The organism is Roseomonas sp. WA12, assembly GCF_054165765.1.
In genome coordinates this window covers 3,228,572-3,247,043 of the sequence record NZ_CM135108.1, presented here as the reverse complement: position 1 = coordinate 3,247,043, position 18,472 = coordinate 3,228,572, and the positions used below count along the sequence as shown (strand labels likewise).

The window sequence follows — 18,472 nt, the reverse complement described above, 5'->3', positions numbered from 1 at the left end:
ACCGATGACGACCGCACCGCCCCGCCTCGAGACCGGGAAGCCCTATCCGCTGGGCGCCACCTGGGACGGGCTGGGCGTGAACTTCGCGGTCTTCTCGGCCCATGCCGAGCGGATCGAGTTGTGCCTGTTCAATTCCGGCGGTCGTCGGGAGGTCGGGCGGCTCGACTTGCCGGATTGCACGGACGAGGTCTGGCACGGCTATCTGCCCGATGCCGGTCCGGGCACTGTCTATGGCTACCGCGCGCATGGGCCCTATGAGCCGGCGCGCGGTCACCGCTTCAACCCGACGAAGCTGCTGCTCGATCCCTATGCAAGGCAGCTCGTCGGCAAGGTCACCTGGTCCGACGCGCTGTTCGGCTACCGTGTCGGCAACCCGCGCGCCGATCTCACGATGGACCGCCGCGACAGCGCGGCCGCCATGCCCAAGGCCGTGGTGGTGGATGACCGTGCCTTCGAATGGGGCGCGGACCGGATCCTCGAGAGGCCCTGGACGAGCACCATCATCTACGAGGCGCATCTGAAAGGATTGACCCACCTGCATGAGGCGGTGCCGGAACCCATCCGCGGCAGCTTCCAAGCCCTCGGCCATCCGGTCGTCATCGACCATCTCGTAAAGATCGGTGTCACGGCGGTGGAGCTGCTTCCCGTCCACGCCTTCCTGCAGGACCGTTTCCTCGTCGAGAAGGGGCTGACCAACTACTGGGGCTACTCCACCCTCGGCTTCTTCGCGCCCGAGCCGGACTACCTCTCCACCGGCGCGCTGAACGAGATGCGCGCCGCCATACGCCGCCTGCACGAGGCTGGGATCGAGGTCATCCTCGACGTGGTGTACAACCACACCTGCGAGGGATCGGAGATGGGCCCCACCCTCTCCTGGCGCGGGTTCGACAACGCCTCCTACTACCGTTTGCTGCCGGATAACCCACGTCATTGCATCAATGACACCGGCACGGGCAACACGGTGAACATGTCGCATCCCCGTGTCGTGCAGATGGTGATGGACAGCCTTCGCTACTGGGTGGAGTCCTTTCATGTCGATGGTTTCCGCTTTGACCTCGGCAGCATTCTCGGCCGGGAGGAGGGCGGGTTCGACCCCGGCGCGGGCTTCTTCGACGCGCTGCGCCAGGACCCCGTGCTCTCTCGGGTGAAGCTCATCTCGGAGCCCTGGGACATCGGCCCGGGCGGCTACCAACTCGGCAACCATCCGCCCGGCTTCGCCGAATGGAACGATAAATTCCGCGACGGCGCGCGCCGGTTTTGGAAGGGCGACGAGGGCATGCGCTCGGACCTCGCCGCGCGGCTCACCGGCTCCTCCGAGCTGTTCGATCGCAGACGCCGCAAGCCCTGGGCAAGCGTGAACTACATTGCCAGCCACGATGGCTTCCCGCTGGAGGACATCGTCTCCTACAGCGAGCGCCACAACGCCGCGAACGGTGAGGACAACCGCGACGGCCATGGCGAGAACCACAGCTACAACTGGGGCGTGGAGGGCGAGACGGGCGACCCGGATATCGCGGAGATCCGCGGCCGGCTGAAGCGCGCCATGCTCGCCACCGTGTTCTTCTCCGCCGGGACGCCGATGCTGCTGGCGGGCGACGAGATGAACCGCACGCAGCGCGGCAACAACAACGCCTACTGCCAGGACAACGAGACCTCCTGGATCGACTGGTCCCGCGCCGCGACGGCGGATGGCGAGGCGCTGATCCGGTACACGGCGCGGCTGGCCCGGCTACGCCACCGCCTCTGCCCGCTGCGCCCGCCGCGCTTCCCGCATGGCCGCTCCGAGCCCGCGCCCGGCCTGTCCGACACGCAGTGGTTCGGCCAGGACGGCCAGCCCATGACGCCGGAGGCCTGGCGCGACCCCGTTGCCAAGACCTTCGCCATGCTGCGCGCCGACCAGGCCGCGGGCGACGGCCCGGATCGCGGCGTGGACACCGTTCTTTTGATGATCAACGCCGACAGCGCCGACCAGCCCTTCACCCTGCCCGCCACGGTGCAGAACTGGACCCTGGTGCTGGACAGCGCCAACCCCGACGAGGACGAGCGCGTGCTGGAGGAGGGCGAAACGGTCGTCCCGGTCAGCGCCCGCTCCGTCATGCTGCTCTGGAGCCGCTTGGACGCCTGATGACCACTTCCGACACCACCCTCTGGGGCCCGCTCCTGCGCCCGGACGGCGCGACCTTCCGCCTCTGGGCGCCCTCCACCGATTCTGTCTCGCTCGAGGTCGAGGAGATGCCGCCGATCCCGATGCGGGCGAAGGGGCAGGGATGGTACGCCATCGATGCGCCCGTCAGGCCCGGCGCGCGCTACCGTTTTCGCACCTCGCCCGACCTGCTGGTGCCGGATCCCGCCGCGCGTGCGCAGGCGGAGGACGTGCATGGCGCATCGGTGCTGGTGGACGACGCCTCCTATCAGTGGCGCAACACGGAGTGGCGCGGCCGCCCCTGGCACGAGACGGTGCTGTACGAACTGCATGCCGGCACCTCGGGCGGCTACAACGGCATCCGCGCCATGCTGCCGCGCCTGCGTGAGCTCGGCGTCACCGCCGTGGAGCTGATGCCGGTCGCCGCGTTCCCGGGCGGGCGGAACTGGGGCTATGACGGCGTGCAGCCCTTCACCCCTGACCCGTCCTACGGCACGCCGGACGAGCTGAAGGCGATGGTGGACGAGGCGCACGGCCTTGGCCTTTCCGTCTTCCTGGACTGCGTGTTCAACCACTTCGGGCCGGACGGCGCCTATCTGCACGCCTACGCCAAGGAGTTCTTCGACGAGGGCATCCACACCCCCTGGGGCGCCTCGATCGACTTTGCCCGGCCGGAGGTGCGCGCCTTTTTCGAGGAATGCGCGCTGATGTGGCTGCGCGACTACCGCTTCGACGGGCTGCGGCTGGACGCCGTGCATGCCATCGCCGACCAGCCCTGGCTGGACGTGCTGGCGCGCCGCATCCGCGCCGAGCTAACGGGGCGCGAGGTGCATCTCGTGCTGGAAAACGAGGGTAACACCGCCTCCAAACTCACCCCCGGCCTCTACGACGCGCAGTGGAACGACGACGGCCACAACGTGCTGCATCCGCTGCTGACGGGCGAGCGCGAGGGCTATTACGAGGACTTCGCCGATGACGGGGCGAAAAAGCTCGCCCGCGTGCTGGGGGAGGGCTTTCTTTTCCAGGGTGAGGAGATGCCGCATCTTGGCCGCGGGCGCGGCGAACCCTCCGCCCATCTGCCGCCCACCGCCTTCGTGCTGTTCCTGCAGAACCACGACCAGGTCGGCAACCGCGCCATGGGCGAGCGGCTGAACGCGCTGGCCGATCCCGAGGCACTGCGGGCCGCGACGGCGCTGCTGCTGCTCTGCCCGCAGATCCCCATGCTGTTCATGGGCGAGGAGTGGGGAGCCACAGCCCCCTTCCTGTTCTTCACCGGCTTCGGCGATCCGGAGCTCGCAAAGGCGGTGCGCGAGGGCCGGCGCAAGGAGTTCGCTCACTTCAAGGCCTTCCAGGACGAGGCCGCGCGCGCCCTCATCCCCGACCCAAACGACCCTGCCACCTTCGAGAAGTCGCGCCCCGATCCGTCCGAGGCCGGGCGCCCGCCGCATGACGCCATCCTGGCGCATCACAAGTCGCTGCTGGCCCTGCGCCAGGCGGAGATCGTCCCGCGCCTGCGCGGTGCGCAGGCGGAGGGCGCGGAACCCGTCGGCCCGGCCGCTGTCCTCGCGCACTGGCGCATGGGCGACGGTGCGCGGCTGACCATTGCCGTCAATCTCGGCAGCGAACCAACGCAGGTGAAAGCGTCGGCGGCCCGCATCCTGTTCGAGGGCGCGTCCGGCCACGCAGCGAGTCTCGCCGCGGGAACGCTGCCGCCCCACACGACCATCGTCCTTTTGGATCCCGCCTGATGAGTGACCACGATCTCCGCGATCTCGCCAGGGCCGCCGGCATCGCGGTGGAGTGGCAGGACGTGAACGGCAATGACAAGACCGTCGGGCCGGAGGCGATGCGGGCCATCCTTGCCGCGCTGGAACTGCCGGCCAGCAGCGAGGCGGAGATCCGCGAGAGCCGCGAGCGCCTGCGCCGCGAACAGGGTGGGCTCCCGCCCCTCTGCACGGCCATCCAGGGCCGCCCCGTGCTGCTCGGCCTGCCCGGCGAGCCGGAATTCCGCCTCACGCTGGAAGGCGGCGGTGTGCGGGAGGGACGTGCCTGGCAGGAGAATGGCCTCTGCACCCTGCCGGCTGTTGCGGAAGCAGGCTACCACCGCCTCGAGATCGGCGGGCACATCACCACCCTCGCCGTATGTCCGCAGCGCTGCCATGGCATCGCGCCGGGCACGCGGCCCTGGGGCCTGGCGGTGCAGCTCTACTCGCCGCGCCGGCGCGGCGATGGCGGGATCGGGGATTTCACGGGGCTGGCGCAGCTCGCCACCTCGGCCGCGCGCCGCGGCGCGGATGCGCTGGCCATCTCGCCCGTGCACGCACAGTTCTCCGCCGATCCCGAGCGCTTCTCGCCTTACGCCCCGTCCTCGCGCCTGTTCCTGAACGTGCTGCATGCCGACCCCGACGCGATGGGCGAGGAGGCCCTGCGTGCCGCCCTCGACGAAACCGGCTTGGCCGAGGAATTCGCGCGGCTGGAAACGCTGGACCTCGTGGACTGGCCGGCGGCCTCGCGCCTTCGCCTCGGCCTGTTCCGCGCCATCTTCGATCGCTTCACCGGCGATCCCGAGTTCGACCAGTTCCGCGAGGCCGGCGGCGAGGCGCTGGAGAGTCATGTGCGCTTCGAGGCGCTGCACGCGCATCTGTACGCGCGCGATCCCGCGCTCTGGCATTGGAAGGATTGGCCGGCCGAGTACCGTCGCCCAGATGCACCCGGCGTCGCCGCCTTCGCGCAGGAGAACGAGCGCGAGGTCACCTTCCACGCCTTCCTGCAATGGATCACGGATGCCGGCCTCGGCGCAGCACAGGCCGCGTTCAAGCAGGCGGGCGCGAAGATCGGATTGATCGCCGACCTCGCCGTGGGCACGGATGGCGGCGGCAGCCATGGCTGGTCTCGGCAGGATCAGATCCTGTCCGGCGTCGGCGTCGGCGCTCCCCCTGACATCTTCTCGCCGCTCGGCCAGTCCTGGGGCATCGCCGCCTTCTCTCCGCGCGGCCTGCGCGATGGCGGCTACACTGCCTTCCTGGAAATGCTACGCGCGGCCATGCGCCATGCCGGCGGCGTGCGCATCGATCACGCCATGGGCCTCGCGCGGCTGTGGCTGGTGCCGGAGGGCGTGGACGCGGCCGAGGGTGCCTATCTGCACTTCCCGGTGGACGACATGCTGCGGCTCGTCGCGCTGGAATCGCAGCGGCACGGCGCCATCGTGGTGGGCGAGGATCTTGGCACCCTTCCCGAGGGCTTCCGCGAGCGGCTGGACGAGACCGACCTGATGGGCCTGCGCGTCCTCTACTTCGAGCAGGAGAAGGACCGCAGCTTCACCCCGCCCGCGCAGTGGACGCCTGGTGCAGTCGCCGTGACCACCACCCACGACCTGCCCACCGTCGCCGGCTGGTGGAAGGGCCGCGACATCGACTGGCGCCGGGACCTCGGCCTGTTCGGCGAGGGCAAGGACGGCAGCGAGCAGCGCGAGGAGCGCGCGGAGGATCGCGCCCATCTCTGGGACGCCATGGTGAAGAGCGGCGCGGCCAGGGGTGAGATGCCCGGCGAGGAGGAGGGAGCCGTGGTCGCGACCGCCGCTGCCCGCCACGTCGCCTCCGCCGCCTGCGCCCTCGCCCTGCTGCCCTTGGAGGACGCCTTGGCGCTGGAAGAGGCGCCGAACCTGCCCGGCACCACCGAGGGCCACCCCAATTGGCGCCGCCGCCTGCCCGGGGAGGCCGCCACCATGCTGGACCAACCGGAAACCGCCGCCCGCCTCGACGCTTTCGCCCAAGCCCGCTGATTGGTCCCCCACAGATGCCCGCACCGATGACCCCGCGCGCCACCGCGCGCCTGCAATTCCACAAGGACTTCCCGATCGATGCGGCGGTGCCGCTGGTGCCGTATTTCCGCGACCTCGGCATCAGCCATCTCTACGCCTCGCCGATCCTGAAGGCGCGGCCGGGCTCCACCCATGGCTACGACATCGTGGATCCCGAGCGGATCAATCCGGAGCTGGGAGGGGAGGAGGCACTGGATCGCCTCGTCACTGCGCTGCGCGCCCATGACATGGGGCTGATCCTCGACATCGTGCCCAATCACATGGGCGTCGGCGGGTCCGACAATGGCTGGTGGCTGGACGTGCTGGAATGGGGCCCGCAATCCCCCTTCGCCCGGTTCTTCGACATCGACTGGAACCCGCCCGACCCCGCGCTGAACGACCGCATGCTCGCGCCCTTCCTCGGTGCGCCCTACGGCACCGTGCTGGAATCCGGCGACCTCGCGCTGCATTTCGAGCCGGAGAGCGGCAAGATCTACGCGGAGTATTTCGAGCACCGCTTCCCGCTCGCGCCCCGCAGCTACGCCACGCTTCTCTCCGCGACCGATGAGCCGCAGCTCGCCGGCCTCGCCCAGGTGTTCCGCGCGCTGGCCGTGGAGGGCGACCGCGACGCCATCCGCGCCGCCTCCGGCCTCGCGCTCGACATGCTGGCGCAGCACGGCGCCACCGCCGAAGGCCGCGCCCAGATCGATGCGGTGATTGCCGCGCACGACCCCAAGGACGAGACGGGCCGCGGCCGGCTGCACGCGCTGCTGGAGATGCAGAACTACCGCCTGGCCTGGTGGCGCGCGGCGACGGACGAGATCAACTGGCGCCGCTTCTTCGACGTCACCTCCCTCGGCGGCCTCCAGGTGGAGCGGCCACGCGTCTTCGAGGCGACCCACGCCCTCATCCTGCGCCTCTACACCGAGGGCAAGATCGACGGCGTGCGCGTGGACCATGTGGACGGCCTGGCCGATCCGCGCGGCTACTGCCGCAAGCTGCGCCGCCGCCTGGAAGGCCTCACCGCCCGCCGCCCGGCCGATGCGCCCAAGGGCCATCCGATCCTGCTGATCGAGAAGATCCTCGCGCCGCATGAGAAGCTGCGCCGCGACTGGATGGTGGACGGCACCACCGGCTACAACTTCATGGACGAGGTCTCCGGCGTCCTGCACGACCCCGCCGGCGCGGAACCTCTCGCCGCCACTTGGCACGCCATGACCGGCCGCCCCGCCGATTTCGGCGAGGAGGCGCGCGAGGCGCGGCGCCAGATCCTGCGCTACAATCTGGCCAGCGAGCTGAACGCCACCTCCTTCGCGCTGCGCCGCATCGCCATGCGCGACCTCGCCACCCGCGACTTCACGCTCACGGCCATCCGCCGCGCGCTGACCGAGGTGCTGGTCCACTTCCCGGCCTATCGCTCCTATCTCGGCATCGCCGGCCGCAGCGAGGCCGATCGTCGCCTGCTGGACTGGGCCATTGCCGGCGCCCGCCGCACCATCCGCGCCACCGACCGCCCGCTGCTGGACCTGCTGGATTCCTGGCTGGGGGGCGACCCGCCGCGCGGCCTGCCGCATGCCCAGCGGCGCGAGCGCCAGCGCGCCGCCATACGCTTCCAGCAGCTCTCGGCCCCCGTTGCCGCCAAGTCGGTGGAGGACACGGCCTTCTATCGCTACGGCCGTCTGATCTCACGCAATGAGGTGGGCTCGGAGCCGTCCCATTTCGCCATCACGCCCAACGCCTTCCACGCCGCCTGCCGAGAGCGCGCGAAGTACTTTCCGCGCGAGATGCTGGCCACCGCCACGCACGACACCAAGCGCGGCGAGGACACGCGCGCCCGTCTCGCCGTGATCTCCGAGATGCCAGAGGACTGGGCGGCCACGCTGACGCGCTGGACCCGCCTGAACTCCGTGCTGAAGAAGGAGGTGGAGGGCGAGCCCGCGCCCGACGCCACCGACGAGATCATGCTCTACGAGTCCCTCATCGGCGCCTGGCCGGTGGAACTGGAGCCCTCGGACGAGAGGGGCGTGGGCGAGCTGATGAAGCGCCTCGCCGCTTGGCAGGAGAAGGCGCTGCGCGAGGGCAAGCGACGCTCCGAATGGGCGGTGCCGAACGAGCCCTATGAGGCCGCCTGCCGCGACTTCCTCACCGCCATGCTGGCGGCCGACCGCCCCTCCCGCCTGCGGGAGGAGGTTGCGGCGCTCGTCCGCCGCCTCTCGCCCGCCGGCGCGGCGAACGGGCTGGCGCAGACCCTCATCCGCTGCACCTCCCCGGGAATTCCCGACCTCTATCAGGGCACCGAGTTCTGGGACTTCTCTCTCGTGGACCCGGACAACCGCCGCCCTGTGGACTTTCCCGCGCGCGCGGCGGCCCTGCAGGCGAACGAGGCTCCCGCCGACCTTCTGCCCCATTGGAAGGACGGCCGGGTTAAGGCGGCCGTCGTCGCCCGCGCCCTGACCCTGCGCGCCCGGCTGCCGGAGCTGTTCGCGGAAGGCGAGTACATTGCGCTGGAGGCCGAGGGCCCGATGGCGGCCCATGTGCTCGCCTTCGCCCGCCGCCAAGGGGATTCTGCCAGCCTCACCGCCGTCACTCGCCTGCCGGCGACCGTGCTGGGCGATGCCACCGATCCCCTGGTGCCGGCAGCGGCCTGGGGCGACACGGCGCTGATCCTTCCCCCCGCCCTGGCCAGGCTGGCCTTCCGCGACGCGCTTGGCCGCGATACGGTAGCAGGGCAGGGAGACCGCTTGCCCGTGTCCGGTCTCCTGGCCCGCCTGCCGGTCGCGCTGCTCGCCACGGGTTGAACGCGTCGCCCGCGTCGATTCCGGCCGATGGGGCGCGGGCCGGGCGGAATGGAGCTGAGTCGCGCCCCTTGTCTCCCAACCCGCCCACCGTCGAGACACGCCCGAGCTGGGCCGAGCAGCGCCTGGCCCTCGCGCTCGAGGCATCCGGAATCGCGGGCGCCTGGGACTGGGATGCGGAAACGGACCTGATCCACGGCGATGCCCGTGCCTGCACCTTGCACGGCATCGACCCCGGGTTCGGCGAGCGCGGCGCCCCAGGGCCGGAGCTGCTGGTCCATGTCGTCCCCGAGGACCGGCCGGCGCTGGACCGGGCCCTGGCCGCGGCACTGGCCGGCCGCGCGCCCCTCAACATTGCCTATCGCGTCTGGCCCCCCGGCGGCGACGTGGTCTGGGTGCTTCTGCGGGGCCAAGTGCTGCGCGACGCCTTCGGCTCCGCCACCCGCCTTGCCGGTGTCGCGCTCGATGTCTCGGAGCAGAAGGAGATCGAGGCCGCCCTGCGCGACAGCGACGCCCGCTTCCGCGCCATTGCCGACACCATGCCGCAGGCTGTCTGGTCCACGCGCCCCGACGGCTACCACGACTACTTCAATCGCCGCTGGTACGAGCTGACCGGCACGCAGGAGGGCCAGACCGAGGGCACGGGGTGGGAGCTCATCATCCACCCCGAGGACCTCGCCCTCACGACCGAGCGCTGGCACCACGCCCTGTCCAGCGGGCAGCCCTACGAGGTCGAGTACCGGCTCCGCATGACCGATGGCAGCTGGCGCTGGTTCCTCGGCCGCGCCCTGCCGGTGCGGGACGCGCGCGGGCGGATCACCCGCTGGTTCGGCACCTGCACCGACATCCATGACCTCCGTTCCGCCGCCGAGGAACGCGAGGTGCTGAGCCATGAGCTCAGCCACCGGATCAAGAACATCTTCTCCGTCATCTCCTCGCTCACCTCGCTCTCGGCGCGCGGCCATCCCGAGGCGGCGCCCTTCGCCGAGGAGCTGCGCGGCCGGATCAACGCGCTCGCTCGTGCACATGAGTTCGCGCGCCCACACAGCGACTCCAGCCGGCCCGGCACTGGCGGCTCCACCCTGTTCGATTTCCTGCGCGACCTGCTTTCCCCCTACGACCCCTCGCCGGGGGAGGAGGGCCGCATCGTCATCGCGGGCCGGGACCAAGGCTTCGATGACTCCGCCGCTACCCCGCTCGCCTTGCTGTTCCACGAGCTGGCGACGAACGCCGCGAAGTACGGCGCCCTCTCAAACCCCTCCGGCCGCGTGGCGATCGAGGTGGCGCGGGAGGGAAAGGAGGTGGTCCTGCGGTGGCAGGAGCGCGGTGGCCCGCCCGTGCCCGGACCGCCCGGCCATGAGGGCTTCGGCAGCCGTCTGGCCACCATCAGCGTGCAGGGTCAGCTGGGCGGCAAGGTCGTCCGGCACTGGCTGCCGGACGGCCTGAACCTAGAGGCGCGCCTGCCCGCAAACGCGCTCGAACGCCGCCGCGCCCGACAGCAGGCGTAGCTCGTCCGGCGGCACGGTGAGGCGGCCTGCCCGGAGCGACAGGGCAAAGCCCACCGCATTTTCCAGCGCGGCCAGGGTATAGGGCTTCGGCAGGATCCCCACCGGCCCGCTGATATCGGGGTTCACCTGCCGCGGATTGGCGGTGAGATAGATGACCGTCGCCCCGAACTCCTGCGCCAGCCGCTCGCCCAGCGCGGGCCCGGTCGGGCCGTCCCGCAGGTTCAGGTCCACCAGGGCAAGGTCCACGCCCTCATGCGCCACGGACAGCGCCTCCACGGAATCGGAGGCGGTGGCGATCACTTCATGGCCGAGTGCTTCCAGGCAAAAGGTGAGGTCGAGGGCGATCAAGGCCTCGTCCTCGACGATCAGAACACGCTGGGACATCCGATCTTAATCCAAGTGAATACGCTCGACAGAAACCAGGGCCCTGTGTGCGGGTTTCGCCTTGCCGATGAATTGCCGCGTTGCGTGCCCGCAGTGCCGCACAGGGTTCAGCGCCACATCATCCGCGACAACGTCACCACCCGCTCGTCCCGATCCTCCAGTTCGCGTGTCACCGGCACATGGTACCGCGCCACCGGCGACAGGCCCTCGCTCGGCACATAGGCGCGGCCCGGATCGGCCAGGATCACCTCTGCCCCTGTAGCGGCCAATCCGCGCAGCCAGGGTAGGATGTGCCGCGTCATCGGCGCCTCGTAGCAGACATCGCCGGCCAGCACCGTGTCCCAGCGGCAGGCGGCGCCCACCACGTCCCCAGGCGCCTCCGTCACCGTCACGCCGTTCAGCCGCGCGTTCAGCCGGGTGGCGGCATGCGCCAGCGGATCGATCTCCGCCGCCTCCACGGACGCCGCCCCGGCCAGCGCGGCCGCGATCGCCGCCAGCCCGCCGCCCGCCGCGAAGTCCAGCACGCGCTTGCCGGCCACCCGCGAGGGATCGTCCAGCACCCAGCGCGCCAGGGCTTGGCTGCCAGGCCAGGCGAAGGCCCAGAAGGGCGGCTCGATCCCCTGCTCCCCGAGCCAGGTCTCCGTTGCCTGCCAGATCGGCGTGATCTCGGTGGCTAGGTGGAGCGGGATCTCGGGCACCAGTGCCGGCCGGGCGATGGTGGTGTGGGTTGCGACGAAGGTCTCGGGGTCGGTCATCGGAAGAAGGCCGAGGGAGGGAAGTCCCCCGGACCCTCTCCTTTCTCTGGAGCGAGGCGCTGGCAATCCGGCTCAGCTGGCGTGTCCCAAGCCCGATGGACGCGATCAGGGGGCAGGGGGAATATCGCCGTCCCGAGCGTTCCGCGCTCCGTCACAGGCGCCCCAGCAGCAGCGCCAGCGCAATCAGCAGCCCGGCATCCCGGTTGGATCGGAACAGCCGCAGGCACAGCGCGGGGTCACGAATGTCCAGCCGCCGCACCTGCCAGGCAAAATGTGCTGCGGGCAGGGCCAGCCCAGCGAGAAATAGGGGGTTCAACCCAGCGGACAGCCCTGCCGCGGCCAGGAGCGCGATGCAAAGGGTGAAGGTGACGGCCAGGAAAGGCCTGGTTCGTTCCCCCAGCGTTAGCGCCGAGGAGCGATTGCCCACCAGCGCGTCGTCCTCGCGGTCCTGGTGCGCGTAGATCGTGTCGTAGGCGAGGGTCCAGAAGAAGCCGGCGGCCCAGAGCAATAGGGCAGGGGTGTCCAGGCCGCCCGTGGCCGCCGCCCAGCCTGTGGGTGCCGCCCAGGTGAACACCACGCCCAGCACCGCCTGCGGCCAGTCCGTCACCCGCTTGGCGAGCGGATACAGCGCGATCGGGATGAGCGAGGCGACGCCGAGAAGGATCGCGGCCGGCGGAAGCTGCAGCAGGATCACCAGCCCCAGCACCAGCAGCCCGGCCAGGAAGACCAGCGCCTGCCACGCCGAAACCGCGCCCGAGGCCAGAGGGCGCCCGCGCGTGCGCTCCACCTGCCGGTCCAGGTCGCGGTCCCACAGGTCGTTCACCACGCAGCCCGCGCCGCGCATGACCACCGCGCCCACGCCAAACAGCAGCGCCAGCCAAAGCCCCCGGCCCCAGGAGGGCGCCGCGACGGCGAAGGCCCAGGGCCCGGGCAGAAAGAGGAGCCAGGACCCGATCGGGCGATCCAGCCGCATCAGCAGCGTATAGGGCACCAGCGCCCCGGGCAGCCAGGCGGAGAGGCCTTCGCGGCGGATATCGGTGTATGGAGCCACGGCCTTCCTGTCCGACGGATCATCGCCCGTGTCCATCCCGCGCCTCTTCACCGCACATGACCTGCGCTCGGGCGAACCCATCGAGGGCGCACCGGGGCAGGGCCGCTATCTCGGCGCGGTGATGCGAAAAAAAGAGGGAGACGAAGTCCTTCTCTTCAACGGCCGGCACGGAGAATGGATGGCGCGTCTCACATTGATCCGGAAGGATAATGCCATCTTCACTCCGGAGACGCAGCGCCGCGCCCAGATCCCGGCCTCCGGCCCCGTCCTGCTCATCGCCGCGCTGAAGCGTGACGCGATGGAGTGGGTGGTGGAGAAGGCAACGGAACTCGGCGCCCGCGCCATCCGCCCCGTGCTGACCACCCGCGCGGTGCCGGACCGGGTGAACCGCGCCCGCCTCTCCCTCATTGCCCGGGAAGCGGCGGAGCAGTGCGAAAGGCTGGACGTGCCCGAGATCGCCGATGCCCAGCCCCTGCACAACGCCCTGTCCGGCTGGGACGGAACGCCCCTGGTCGTTGCCGCCGAACGCCGCCGCGCGGTACCGCTGGCGGCCCTGCCGCCCGGCCCCATGCCGGCCCTAATGGTCGGGCCGGAGGGCGGCTTCACGGGACCGGAACTTGACGCACTGGCAAGGCATCCCTTTGTTGCAATGGCCAGCCTCGGCCCCCGAATCCTCCGGGCGGAAACGGCGGCGGTCTCGGCGCTCGCGGTGATGCAGGCGATCCGCGGCGATTGGACCCACAAGACGGACGAGTAAAGAACAGCATGTCCAATCCTGGCGAGGCCGATCTCACGCCGATCGAATCCGCGCGTGACCTCGCCGGCTGGTTCGCCGCCGGCAGCAAGCCGCGCGACAAATGGCGCGTGGGCACTGAGCACGAGAAATTTGGTTTCCTCCGCGAAGGCTTCACCCCGCCGCCCTACGAGCCGAGCGGCATCGCGGCCCTGCTGGAGGGGCTGACGGCCAAGGGCTGGGAGCGCATCGAGGACACCGGCAAGCTCATCGGCCTCAAGCGCGGTGATGCGAGCGTCAGCCTGGAGCCGGGCGGCCAGTTCGAGCTCTCCGGCGCGCCCGTCGCCACCATCGGCGAGACCGAGGCGGAGCTGGATGACCATCTGCGCGACGTGCGGGAAGTGGCGGAGCCGCTCGGCATCGGCTTCGCCGGGCTCGGCTTCCACCCCATCGCCACGCGGGACGCGATGCCCTGGATGCCCAAGACGCGCTACGCGATCATGCGGAACTACATGCCGCGCGTGGGCGACATGGGCCTCGACATGATGCTGCGCACCTGCACCGTGCAGGCCAATCTCGACTTCGGTGACGAGGCAGACATGGTGCAGAAGCTGCGGGTTTCCCTCGCGCTGCAGCCGCTCGCCACCGCGCTCTTCGCCAACTCCCCCTTCCGCGAGGGCGAGGCGACGGAGTACCGCACGCTGCGCGGCCTGGTCTGGACGCGCACGGATCCTGACCGCACCGGCATCCCCGCCGTGGCCTTCGAGGACGGCTTCGGCTTCGAGCGCTTCGCCGACTGGGTGCTGGACGTGCCGATGTACTTCGTGATGCGCGAGGGCCGGTTCGTGGACGCCACCGGCACCACCTTCCGCGACTTCATGGCCAAGGGCCTGCCCACGGACGCCTCCGTCCGCGCCACCATGGGCGACTGGGCGGATCACGTGACGACGGTCTTCACCGATGTCCGTCTCAAGCGTTTTCTCGAGATGCGCGGCTCCGACATGGGCTCCGCGGCCATGGTCTCGGCGCTCCCGGCCTTCTGGGTTGGCCTGCTCTATGACGACGCGGCGCAGAAGGCGGCGGCGTCCCTCGTTCGCGGCTGGTCGGTCGCGCAGATGCAGGCCCTGCGCGCGGACGTGCCGACGCGCGCGCTGGATTCCGTGATCGGCGACGTGACGCTGCGCGAGGTCGCGCGCGAGGTGCTGACGATCTCCCGCGAGGGGCTGCGCGCCCGCGGCCATGGCGAGGAGCGCTTCCTCGCGCCGCTCGAGCGCATCGCGGCCTCCGGCGAGACGCAGGCGGACCACTGGCTGCGCCGCAATGCCGGCGACTGGGGCGGCGACATCTCCCGCGTGTTCGAGGAAGCGGCGCTGTAGGACAGGGCGTGGCCGGGCAGATCTAGCGCCCGTTCCCTGCCACGCCCTCCACCGCCGTCCGCGTCTCATCCGCCAGCCGCGACAGGTCGATCATCGTCACGGTGATCTCCTCCGCGGCTGTGGCGTTGGACTGGCCGATGCGCGTCAGCACCTCCACGCGCTCGGCGATGCCCGTCACCGTCGCCTCCTGCTGCTCCATGGCGATGGCGGTCGCGCCCGAGAGCCGCGCGCTCTCGCCCACCAGCCGCTCCAGCTCGTCCATCGAGGTGCCCACAGCCGCGGCGCCGCGCCGTCCCTCGCGGGCGCGGATGCCGGCCTGCACGACCACATCGGCGATCTCCTGCGCCAGCGCCTCGGTGTTCACCGCCAGCGCCCGCACCTCCTCGGCCACCACGGCAAGGCCGCGCCCGTGCTCGCCGGCGCGCGCCGCCTCGATGGCGGCGTTGATCGCCAGGATGTTCGTCTGCGTCGCGATGCGTCCGATCTGGCCGGCGATCCGCGTCACGCGCTCGGTGTCGTCGCCCACCGCATCCACCACCTCGACCAGCGCCGCGATCTTGCCCAGCCCTTCGGCCAGAAGGCGGCGGGCGGATTCCGTCTGGTCGTGCGAGCCCTGGGTGATGCGCCCGACCTCGCGGATCGCCTCCGTGCTGTGGCCCAGCATCTCGGCCAGCCGGCGCAGCTCCGCCAGCTGCGTCATCGCGCCGTCCGAGATCTCCCCGATCGCGTGTGACGCCTGGCCGGTCGCCACCGCCGTGCGCCGCGCCCCGTCCAGCGCCTGCTCGCCGAGGCGGCGGGTGGCGAGGAGGTTGTCGCGGAACACCATCAGCGCCCGCGCCATCTCGCCCACCTGGTCGCGGCGCTCGGTGCCCGGCAGCGCCGTCTCGGCCTGGCCATGCGCCAGCCGCTCCATCGCCTGCGCCACGGCCCCCAGCGGCCGCGCGGTGAGCCGCACGAGCACCAGCCAGGTGAGGAACAGCCCCAGCAACCCCACCGCCAGCCCGGCCATGTTCAGCCAGCGCCCCTGTTCGGACAGCCGCGTCGCGCGCTCGAGGTTGGACACCGCCTCCTCCCGCACCAGCCGCCGCGCCTCGCCCACCAGGCTGTTCAAGGTCACCGCCCGCACGCGCCAGGCGTCGTTCAACGGGCCGTAGCGGTCCCGGGCGTCCGCGGCGAAGGCCTGCTGCATCTCGCGCGCCAGTGCCGGCAGGCGCGCCATCATGTCCCGGGTGGTCTCGACCAGCAGCGGGTCCAGCCGCGGCCCGACGCGATCCAGCAGCGCGTTGTGGTAGCCGACCAGCAGCTCCGCCTGCCGCGTGACGCGCCGCGCCGCGACGGCCGGCCTTACCTCGCCCAGGATGACATTCCCGAGGAAGCCGCTGAAGGAGAAGAGGCTGGTAGCGAAGTCGTCCACCGCCTCGGTCTCGCCGCGCTGGCGCACGCCGAGCTCCTCGATGATGCCGGCCTGCCGCGCCCCGATCAGCGCCGCGCCGCCCGAGAGCACGCCGAGCACCAGCAGCATGAGCAGCAGGATCCCCGCCGCGCGCGTGCTGATCCGCCCCGTCCAGGCACCGAAACGTCCCTTCTGCCCGTCATGGCTCCCGGCCTGCGCCGGGCCGGGAGGCGTCGCGTCAGCGGGCACTGGCGCGGATCCCGAGGGTGGAGGCGACGGAGCGGTTCCAGCTGTCGGCGCAGTCCGGCCCGCAACGGTCGATCCAGCGCGGCAGCACCATCCAGGCCAGCAGCCCGCGCCGCCGCGCCTCGTCCGCCGGGGACATCGGCACGCGGGTGAGCTGCCCGCGCGGCCCGCCCGGGCAGTCCGGCGCGCCGGTGGCGCAGCGCATCCCGTCCACCGTCTCCCCCTCCGCCCCCGCCCAGACTGCGCCCTCCAGCGCCTCCAGCCCGCCACGGATGGCGGTGCGCAGGTCCTCCGGCAGGGCAGCCCAGGCCGCGCGGTTGGCGCCGAACATCGAGACGCCCCAGCTCAGCGCCATGTCCTGCACATGCGTCGCCACCTCCTGCAGCCCGATGGCATTGCCGGACAGCGCGCCCGTCACTGCGCATTCCACCGCGCCGTCGCGCATGGCGGGCACGATGCCGGCGAAGGGGATGGTCACGGGGGTGGCGCCCAGCGCCTCGAACACCTCCACCTGCCCAAGGGAGGAGGTGCGGATGCGCCGCCCTGCCAGATCCTTCAGCCCCGCGAAGGGCCGGCGGCACCAGGTGACCTGCGCGGGATAGGTGTAGATCGACAGCAGCTCGATTCCGTAACGCTCTGCCAGCAGCCGCTGCAGATGTGGGCGGTACAGCTGCACCGTGCGCCGCAGCGCCGGCAGGTCCGGGTTCTGCAGGGGCAGGTCGAGCGCCTGGAACTCCGGCTCTTCGGCTGCCGCCTGGGCGAGGAGGATGGTGCCGAAGGGCACGGTTCCGTCCTGCATCAGCCGCAGCATCTCATCCGGCCGGAAGCCGGATCGGTCTGAGGGCGTGATCTCGGCGCTGACTCGCCCCCGCGTCAATTCGGGCAGCCGTGTGCGCCAGAAAGGCTCCTCGTAGCGCAGGTACTGCGAGACCCCGGCAAGGCCGCCGACGACGCGAAGCTGCACCGGCTCCTGCGCCCGCACCCCTGTCCCGAGGAGAAGCGGGACCGCGACCAGGGCTGCGAAAGCCCCGGCCAGTGCCCGGGCCACGCCAACCGCCATCGCCATTTCCCGACTCCACCTCCGCCATCGAAACCATATCCCGGCGGGAGAGCGTGCCGCCAGGGCCCGGCCCCTAGCCGCGCCCCTACAGCCGGCGAAGCATGTGCACGCGCCGGAACCCGTCCGTCTCGCGCCGCTCCACCTCCAAGAAGCCAGCACGCGCATAGATCGCGATGTTCCGCTTCATCCGCTCGTTGGTCAGCAACCGCAGCGCAGGCAGCCCCAGCCGCCGCGCCTCCGCCTCGGCAAAGGCGAGCAGCATGCGCCCGATCCCCTGGCCGTGTAGCGCGGGCTCTACCGCCAGGTCGTCGATCCAGAGGTGGTCACCGCGCTCCTCGATCACCGCGAGCGCGACGAGGACGCCATTGCGCTCCAGCACATGCGCCTGCCCTTGCGCGATCCGCGCGGCGAAGTCGTCGTCCATTGGCGCCGGCCGCCGCCCGAGTAGCGGGACGTAGGCGGCATAGGCGCGCTCCACCAGCGCCTTGATGGCGCCCGCCTCCTCCGCCCGCGCCAGCCTCATCCCGCCACCACGAGCAGGCTGCCCGCGATCACCGCGAGCGTCACGATCCCCGCGCGCAGTCGCGGCCCCGTCAGCCAGCGCCGCGCCGGCCCGGACGCCGCCGCGCCCAGCGCCACCCCGGGCAGCAGCGCCAGGGAGAGCAGGGGCGTTCCCCAATCCGCGCGGCCGGAGGGGATCGCCAGCAGCAGGATCGTCCCCTGCGCGATCAGCCAGAACAGCCCCATGAAGCCCCTGATGGCGGCGGCCGGAAGATGGGCCATGGCCAGGCCGATCAGCGGCCCGTGCACGGCGGCCAGGCCCCCCATCACGCCGGAGACGAGCGCTACCCCGGCCAGCACCGGTGGCCGCGGCGGCAGCGGCCGGCCGAACAGGGTCAGCGCCGCCGCGATGAGGATCACCACCCCGCAGCCGCGCCGCGAGCCGAGCGCCGGCCACCAAGCCGCCAGCGCCATCCCGATCCCGGTCCCGATGACGACACCGATCACCGAGGGCAGCAGCAGCCCCCGGGGCACCTCCCCCGCATTCGCCCGCCACTGCCCGAACAGCAGCACCAGCGCCGCCCCCGCAAAGGCTGCCGGCACCAGCCGCGGGTCGATCGCCAGCAGGAGAGGCGCGCCGACCAGCGCGAGGCCGAGCCCGGCCGAGAGCTGCACGACGGTCGCCGCCGCCATCACCAGCGTGGCGAGAAGGAAGTCGAGCGGTTCCA

The 18,472-nt window shown here is 71.3% G+C and carries 14 protein-coding genes; 7 read left to right on the top strand and 7 right to left on the bottom strand.

Going from position 1 to position 18,472, the window contains the following annotated elements; genetic code table 11:
- Window positions 1-4 precede the first annotated feature (4 nt).
- The 5 genes from glgX to ACVBD7_RS15565 all read left to right on the top strand — a co-directional run bounded on the left by glgX (window position 5) and on the right by ACVBD7_RS15565 (window position 10,245).
- A complete protein-coding gene (gene glgX / locus ACVBD7_RS15585) occupies window positions 5-2,125 on the top strand; it encodes a glycogen debranching protein GlgX (RefSeq protein WP_458094147.1) in 2,121 nt (706 codons plus the stop codon).
- Entirely contained in the window at window positions 2,125-3,891 is a 1,767-nt protein-coding gene (treZ, locus tag ACVBD7_RS15580; RefSeq protein WP_458094146.1) for a malto-oligosyltrehalose trehalohydrolase, read from the top strand. Before glgX ends, treZ begins: the two co-directional genes overlap by 1 nt.
- Window positions 3,891-5,924, top strand: coding sequence for a 4-alpha-glucanotransferase (gene malQ / locus ACVBD7_RS15575; RefSeq protein WP_458094145.1), 2,034 nt, complete (start codon window positions 3,891-3,893; stop codon window positions 5,922-5,924). The genes treZ and malQ overlap by 1 nt, the downstream gene beginning before the upstream one ends.
- 26 nt (window positions 5,925-5,950) lie before the next feature.
- Window positions 5,951-8,740, top strand: coding sequence for a malto-oligosyltrehalose synthase (gene treY / locus ACVBD7_RS15570; protein WP_458094144.1), 2,790 nt, complete (start codon window positions 5,951-5,953; stop codon window positions 8,738-8,740).
- Window positions 8,741-8,808: 68 nt separating this feature from the next.
- Window positions 8,809-10,245 carry a sensor histidine kinase gene (locus ACVBD7_RS15565; protein WP_458094143.1) on the top strand — a complete coding sequence of 479 codons (1,437 nt, stop codon included), beginning with the start codon at window positions 8,809-8,811 and terminating at the stop codon, window positions 10,243-10,245.
- Here the strand turns inward: ACVBD7_RS15565 and ACVBD7_RS15560 are convergent.
- The 3 genes from ACVBD7_RS15560 to ubiA form a co-directional block, all read right to left on the bottom strand.
- The gene (locus ACVBD7_RS15560) at window positions 10,186-10,629 is read right to left on the bottom strand and encodes a response regulator (RefSeq protein WP_458094142.1); all 444 of its coding nucleotides are present in this window, start codon (window positions 10,627-10,629) and stop codon (window positions 10,186-10,188) included. The genes ACVBD7_RS15565 and ACVBD7_RS15560 overlap by 60 nt on opposite strands.
- A gap of 107 nt (window positions 10,630-10,736) precedes the next feature.
- The gene (locus ACVBD7_RS15555; RefSeq protein ID WP_458094141.1) at window positions 10,737-11,384 is read right to left on the bottom strand and encodes a class I SAM-dependent methyltransferase; all 648 of its coding nucleotides are present in this window, start codon (window positions 11,382-11,384) and stop codon (window positions 10,737-10,739) included.
- Between the two features lie 151 nt (window positions 11,385-11,535).
- A complete protein-coding gene (gene ubiA, locus ACVBD7_RS15550) occupies window positions 11,536-12,471 on the bottom strand; it encodes a 4-hydroxybenzoate octaprenyltransferase (RefSeq protein ID WP_458094140.1) in 936 nt (311 codons plus the stop codon).
- Here ubiA and ACVBD7_RS15545 point away from each other — a divergent pair.
- Window positions 12,464-13,192 (top strand): 16S rRNA (uracil(1498)-N(3))-methyltransferase, encoded by a 729-nt coding sequence (locus ACVBD7_RS15545; protein ID WP_458094139.1) that lies wholly within the window; start codon window positions 12,464-12,466, stop codon window positions 13,190-13,192. The genes ubiA and ACVBD7_RS15545 overlap by 8 nt on opposite strands.
- 8 nt (window positions 13,193-13,200) lie before the next feature.
- Window positions 13,201-14,544, top strand: a complete 1,344-nt coding sequence (locus ACVBD7_RS15540; protein ID WP_458094138.1) for a glutamate--cysteine ligase — start codon at window positions 13,201-13,203, stop codon at window positions 14,542-14,544.
- A 22-nt stretch (window positions 14,545-14,566) separates the two neighbouring features.
- Here the strand turns inward: ACVBD7_RS15540 and ACVBD7_RS15535 are convergent, their stop codons facing one another.
- The 4 genes from ACVBD7_RS15535 to ACVBD7_RS15520 form a co-directional block, all read right to left on the bottom strand.
- Window positions 14,567-16,186 carry a methyl-accepting chemotaxis protein gene (locus ACVBD7_RS15535; protein ID WP_458094137.1) on the bottom strand — a complete coding sequence of 540 codons (1,620 nt, stop codon included), beginning with the start codon at window positions 16,184-16,186 and terminating at the stop codon, window positions 14,567-14,569.
- Window positions 16,176-17,249, bottom strand: a complete 1,074-nt coding sequence (locus ACVBD7_RS15530; RefSeq protein WP_458094136.1) for a TRAP transporter substrate-binding protein — start codon at window positions 17,247-17,249, stop codon at window positions 16,176-16,178. Before ACVBD7_RS15530 ends, ACVBD7_RS15535 begins: the two co-directional genes overlap by 11 nt.
- Before the next feature lie 79 nt (window positions 17,250-17,328).
- Entirely contained in the window at window positions 17,329-17,766 is a 438-nt protein-coding gene (locus ACVBD7_RS15525) for a GNAT family N-acetyltransferase (RefSeq protein WP_458094135.1), read from the bottom strand.
- Window positions 17,763-18,437 carry a TSUP family transporter gene (locus tag ACVBD7_RS15520; RefSeq protein WP_458094134.1) on the bottom strand — a complete coding sequence of 225 codons (675 nt, stop codon included), beginning with the start codon at window positions 18,435-18,437 and terminating at the stop codon, window positions 17,763-17,765. Before ACVBD7_RS15520 ends, ACVBD7_RS15525 begins: the two co-directional genes overlap by 4 nt.
- Window positions 18,438-18,472: the final 35 nt, after the last annotated feature.